This window comes from Crocosphaera sp. (assembly GCF_030064895.1).
GTDB lineage: Bacteria > Cyanobacteriota > Cyanobacteriia > Cyanobacteriales > Microcystaceae > Crocosphaera.
Genome location: NZ_JASJEB010000164.1, coordinates 1 through 5,800, shown reverse-complemented (window position 1 = coordinate 5,800; position 5,800 = coordinate 1). Strand labels below are relative to the sequence as shown.

Sequence of the window (5,800 nt, the reverse complement as noted above, 5' to 3'; positions counted from 1 at the left end):
AATAAACAATCTTTTATTAATATTTTCTAAAAAATAAATGTTTTTTCAGTGATTCTCTAATAATTTTGAAGCGCATTAAAAGTAATACTATAACTGAAAATAAAATAATAATTTCAGTTATAGTATTACTTTTAATGCGCTTCAAAATTATTAGAGAATCACTGAAAAAACATTTATTTTTTAGAAAATATTAATAAAAGATTGTTTATTTTTATTTTTTCAGTACGAGATAAGTTTTTGGTTAGTATTCATCATAAAATTAAATATTAAAGAAATATAACAGGATAAACCTATTAAGATGGTTATCTTTTATCTTAAATAATGTAATAACAGTGTGAGTATATTTTACTTATGTATCTACTGCAAGCACCTATTGAACTACCTATTGATGAAGGACAGGTACAACAGGTTAACGTTTTTGTGCAAACCCTTAAAGAACAAGTTACCAATTTTGGCTTAAAATTTATTGGTGCGATCGTCTTATGGATCGTAGGACAATGGTTGATTAATAAAGGTATCCGTTTAATGTCCCGTGTCCTGAAGCGACAAAGCATTGAACCCACCTTAATTTCCTATTTAGCTAACTTTTTAGCAATTGCTCTAAAAATTGTTTTAATTGTCGCTATTTTAGGCTATTTTGGCATCGAAACCACCTCCTTTGCTGCCTTATTAGCTGCTGCTGGGGTTGCCATTGGGGCAGCTTGGGGAGGACTTTTAGCTAACTTTGCGGCCGGGGTTTTCTTGGTTATTTTCCGTCCGTTTGGGGTCGGAGACTTTATTTCTGCTGCTGGAGTAACCGGAACAGTTGAAGAAATTGGTCTATTCGTCTCTACCATTAATACTCTTGATAATGTGAGAACCATTGTCGGAAATAATAAGATTTTTTCTGATAATATCCAAAACTTTTCTGCTAACCCCTACCGTCGAGTTGACTTAGTTGCCCAACTAAATCATAGTGTTAATCATGCAGAGGCTATTAATTTATTGCAAGAAAGATTAAGTCAAATTCCTAATGTGATAAATGAACCCAGTCCTGATGTAGAAATTCTAGAATTTAATCTTGCCGGTCCTGTTTTAGCGGTTCGTCCTTACTGTAATAACGAACATTATTGGCAAGTTTATTTTGATACCAATAAAGTTATTCGTGAAACCTTGGGTAATGCAGGTTATCCCGTTCCTGAAAAACATTATGCTATTCGTAGCACTTGATAACAGTGTTCCCCCCTTGAATAAGGGGGGTTAGGCGATATATCTTCCCACACTCTCCAAACTGCTCTAAAATTATGAAATGATGCACTATTACTGTTATTTTTCCTATTTATAAAAGTAAAATAATTCCCATAGAAACAATCAAAGCAATTGAAAAACAATCAGGAATAATGTTTTAATAACACAATTTTTTTATGAGATTCCTGGTTCCTCGGAATGACAGCAAAAGATGTTAACTTAGTTTTTTACTGCGAGGAATCTCTACCTCTATTCTTGAAACGGAGAGGGAGGGATTCGAACCCTCGTTAGAGTTACCCCTAAACAGCATTTCCAGTGCTGCGCCTTCAACCACTCGGCCACCTCTCCTTTTTGGGGTCACAATTAACCATTATACACCATAGATAAACTTTTTTTAACCTAATTTCAAGATTGAGACAATTTTCCCTTGAACAAGAATCTAGAAAAGAGTAAAGAGGAGTAAAAAGATAAACAGACCAGCTTAAAAGGCAAACAGGTTAATTTTATAATTTAACACTGGATAACAACAGAATAGGCTGATATATTAGCGTTTATACCAGCCTACGCTACACTGCTTACTTGAGAAATAATGGTTAGTTTCGGCAAGAGCAGGAAAAGGAGGAAGAAGAACCTAAGTCCTTGTTGCTATCGCCTAAATAAATACCCAGTGATCGCGCTGTCTTGACCATACAATCATCTTTTTCCACAGGAGAGGGACAAGGACACTGTTTGTTCTCATGACTTTCCTTAATGGTCTTAATAACCTTAGACAAGGGTTCAACCTCCACCCCACCTTTTTTCCAAACCACCAACTTATCGTATTGTCCTTCTTCGATCAGTTTAATAGCTCGGACCCCGAAAGCAGTTGCCAACAGGCGATCCCAAGCAACGGGAGGATGACTGCGTTGCAGATGGCCTAAAACCGTTACTCGCATATCCATATCTTTCAACGGACCAAACTCTGGATGATTTTCATGATGGAGGAACCCACTATATTCTTGGATCTCTCTCTTCAGATAATCACCAATACGATCCTCTTTTTCTTTATGTTGATTTTTAACGCCCTCTGCAATCACCACTAGGCCAAAATGACGGCTACACTGTTGCAAGTTTGATAATTTTTCACAACAACCATGCAACACATCTAAGCTAAGATGAGGGGTTAATTCAGGGATGAGGATAATATCAGCCCCTCCTGCAATACCTCCATGCAAGGCTAAATGACCGGCATCTCGACCCATAACTTCTACGATGATAATGCGGTCATGACTGGCTGCAGTAAAGGTCAGATCGTATAATGCTTGAGTTACAACTTCAACCGCCGTTGTAAAACCAACACAAAACTCCGTCAAAGGAACATCATTATCGATGGTTTTGGGAATAGCGATCAGATTCCAACGACCTTCTTGTGCTAAATCATAGATGATCTTTAAGCTACCATCTCCCCCAATGGCAATTAAAGCATCTAATTCTAGCTTTTTGTAGCCTTCGAGGATCTCTTTTTTGACATTTGGATCTTCGGGATGTCCTTTACTAATGGACCCTAAAATACTGCCACTAAAAAATTGTAAAACGTCCACACCCCGAATTTTTCCTGGAAGTTCATAACATTGCTCAGTTAACCTGAACTTCTCTAACTCCTTTCGAGAACACTTTTTCTGGGCAATATACTGAAACCCGTCGGTTCCGTAGGGAAGTCCATAAACCTCCCAGTTCTTGCTTTCGGCTGCTTTGACCACTGCATGAATGACAGCATTTAACCCTGGACAGTCCCCTCCACTGGTAAGGATACCAATACGTTTACGTTTGTCGTTCATATTTCTACCTCCTATCAGTGATCATTTATCAGTCATCAGTTTTTTCCTCTCCCCATACTCTCCCAGTCTCCCAGTCTCCCAGTCTCCCCACACTCCCCATACTCTCCTATTTAGTGCTAGTGGGTTGTTGTAGCGATCGCCAAACGGGTGCATAGGTTTGCAACGCTTTCATATACTGCGATCGCTCGAAGGCCGTGGGATCGGGACAATTAAGTTGAGAAAGACTGCCTTGCATTTGTTCAATGGACTCGTATTCATTTTCTTCCATCCATTTTTGTATTCCTTCTTCTAAAGTGGCTAAATAATGGATACCATGACGTAATAAAGTACTAACAACCTGGGTTATTTTTGCTCCGGCCATGACCATTTTAATCACATCAGAAGCATGATGAATACCACTGGTAGAAGCGAGATCCGCCTCAATTTTTCCGTATAAAATAGCGATCCAACGCATGGGAAGACGCAGGGATTGAGGGGTACTCAAAAGGACGTTGGGATATACTTCTAAGTTGTTTAAATCGATATCAGGCTGATAGAAACGATTAAACAAAACTAAGCCATCTGCTCCGGCTTCTCCTAAACGTTTTGCCATGTTGGCCATGTTACTAAAATAAGGACTTAATTTAATAGCTACAGGGATATTAATTTCTGATTTAACCGCTTTTAAAATATCTAAATAATTCTGTTCAATTTCTCCTCCAGGAATGTCTAAATCTGTAGGAACGTAATAAATATTCAGTTCTAGAGCATCGGCACCAGCTTGTTCTATTTGTTGAGAATAATCTAACCATCCCCCTAAAGTTGAGCCGTTAATACTAGCAATAACAGGAATATCTAACTGTTCTTTGCTGATGCGAATATGGTCTAAATATTGTTCAGAACCAACGTGAAAAATTTCTGGCTCGGGAAAATAAGTTAACGCTTCAGCAAAGCTTTCGGTTCCGTAGGTTAAATGATGGTGTAACTCTAGTTGTTCTTGTCGTAATTGTTCTTCAAAAAATGAATGTAAAACAACTGCTGCTGCCCCTGCATCTTCCATTCTTTTAATGTTATCTATTTCTTCTGTTAATGGGGCGCAAGAACCTACGACTAACGGAGATTTTAAGGTCATTCCCAGATAGGTAGTTTTTAAGTCCATTCCCTGACTCCTAATTAATCATTTAAGTTTAGTTTTATGCCGCTTTTTTAACAGTATTTTTCAACTGTTATCATTGCTTTTATCCCTTTTTAGAGGGATTTTTACCATCAAACTTACACTTTTATTGTATCAGGTTTCTCAGAGGTTATTTTTTTGTTTACTTATTTGTAAAATTTAGTTACAAATATTATCATTTCTCAATTTTCAATCCCCAATAAACTAACCATTAAAGCTTTTTGAGCGTGCATTCTATTTTCAGCTTGATCCCAAACTTTAGACTGTTCTCCCTCTATGACACTATCGGTTATTTCTTCCCCACGATGAGCGGGTAAACAATGTAAAACAATAGCCTCTGAATCTGCTTTACTCAAGAGTTCATCATTAATCTGATAAGGCTGGAAAATAGGAATTCTTGATTGTGCTAAATCTTCTTGTCCCATACTTGCCCAAACATCCGTATAAAGTACATTAGAATGTTTAACAGCAGCTACTGGATCATCTGTTATAGTAATCTCAAACCCAGGTTCAGCTAACTTTTTTGCTTGCTCAATAATAATTGGTAAAGGTTGATAATCTTTAGGGGTTGCTACTCTAATTTTCATTCCCATTAATGCTCCTCCTAAAATAAGAGAATGCGCCACATTATTTCCATCACCTAAATAAGTTAGTGTACTTCCTTCCAATTGCCCAAAACACTCTTTGATAGTCATGAAATCAGCTAAGATTTGACAAGGATGTTCTAAATCTGTAAGAGCATTAATAACAGGAATTTCGGCATATTCTGCAAAGGTTTCTAACTTAGATTGTTCAAAAGTACGGATGGCTAAAATATCCAGATAACGATCTAATACCCTTGCGGTATCCTTGGCTGGTTCTCCCCTGCCCACTTGCGTTACACTAGGATTAAGATCCAATACCTGTCCCCCAAGTTGATAAATAGCAGCACTAAAAGAGACACGGGTACGGGTAGATGCTTTGTCGAACAAAAGTCCTAGTATTTTTTGACAACGAGGCGATCGCTGACCACTTTTTAGTTCTGCACCTAAATCTAACACTGCGGTCATTTCTTCTGCACTGAGATCGCCAATTCCTAAGATATCTCTTCCTTGGAGAGTTGTCATAATGATTTTTATCCTCATCTGTGTGGGGATTTTATTATAGCGACTGTTTTTCGAGTCACTGAATAATTATAATTGAGATTTTATAATTGTTTTACCTACTAACTGCTAAGGTTATGAATGAAGCTAATATTATTTCCTCTGGCAAATATCCTGAAGATTATAAATTAATTAAAGAAGCTTTGAGGGCAAAATTTCAGCAAAATTCTAAGGACTAAAATCAACTAATGACAACAGGAGATAGAAAACTGGTTTGTGATACCGGGAGTTGATGGAAACCCAAATACTTCGTTACCTACTTCTGAATTTACGCGTATTTTGACAGAGTTAAGGGAGGAGTTTAGCTAATATTGAGTTGAAAAATTAATTTTCTAATGGGTGATAGGAAACGATTCATTTTTGGGAAGACTAGATATAGACAAGAACAAGTCACTCTGTCATAAAGACTTGCTGTTTAAAAGCCCTTTTAATTTAATTGTTATCCTCTTACTCTATCTTTT

4 protein-coding genes and 1 tRNA gene are annotated in these 5,800 nt (G+C 37.2%); 1 reads left to right on the top strand and 4 read right to left on the bottom strand.

Annotated elements, in window-relative coordinates:
- Positions 1 to 351: 351 nt before the first annotated feature.
- Positions 352 to 1,209: a mechanosensitive ion channel family protein gene (locus tag QNJ66_RS25445; protein ID WP_300511461.1), complete on the top strand. Its 858-nt coding sequence runs from the start codon at positions 352 to 354 to the stop codon at positions 1,207 to 1,209.
- Positions 1,210 to 1,488: 279 nt separating this feature from the next.
- Here the strand turns inward: QNJ66_RS25445 and QNJ66_RS25440 are convergent.
- From QNJ66_RS25440 to argF, 4 genes are all read right to left on the bottom strand, one after another.
- Positions 1,489 to 1,575 (bottom strand) — tRNA-Ser (locus tag QNJ66_RS25440).
- A 245-nt stretch (positions 1,576 to 1,820) separates the two neighbouring features.
- Positions 1,821 to 3,044, bottom strand: a complete 1,224-nt coding sequence (locus tag QNJ66_RS25435; protein ID WP_300511460.1) for an ATP-dependent 6-phosphofructokinase — start codon at positions 3,042 to 3,044, stop codon at positions 1,821 to 1,823.
- A gap of 106 nt (positions 3,045 to 3,150) precedes the next feature.
- Positions 3,151 to 4,182, bottom strand: a complete 1,032-nt coding sequence (locus QNJ66_RS25430) for a dihydroorotate dehydrogenase-like protein (RefSeq protein ID WP_300511458.1) — start codon at positions 4,180 to 4,182, stop codon at positions 3,151 to 3,153.
- 197 nt (positions 4,183 to 4,379) lie between these two features.
- Positions 4,380 to 5,306: an ornithine carbamoyltransferase gene (gene argF / locus QNJ66_RS25425; protein WP_300511462.1), complete on the bottom strand. Its 927-nt coding sequence runs from the start codon at positions 5,304 to 5,306 to the stop codon at positions 4,380 to 4,382.
- Positions 5,307 to 5,800: the final 494 nt, after the last annotated feature.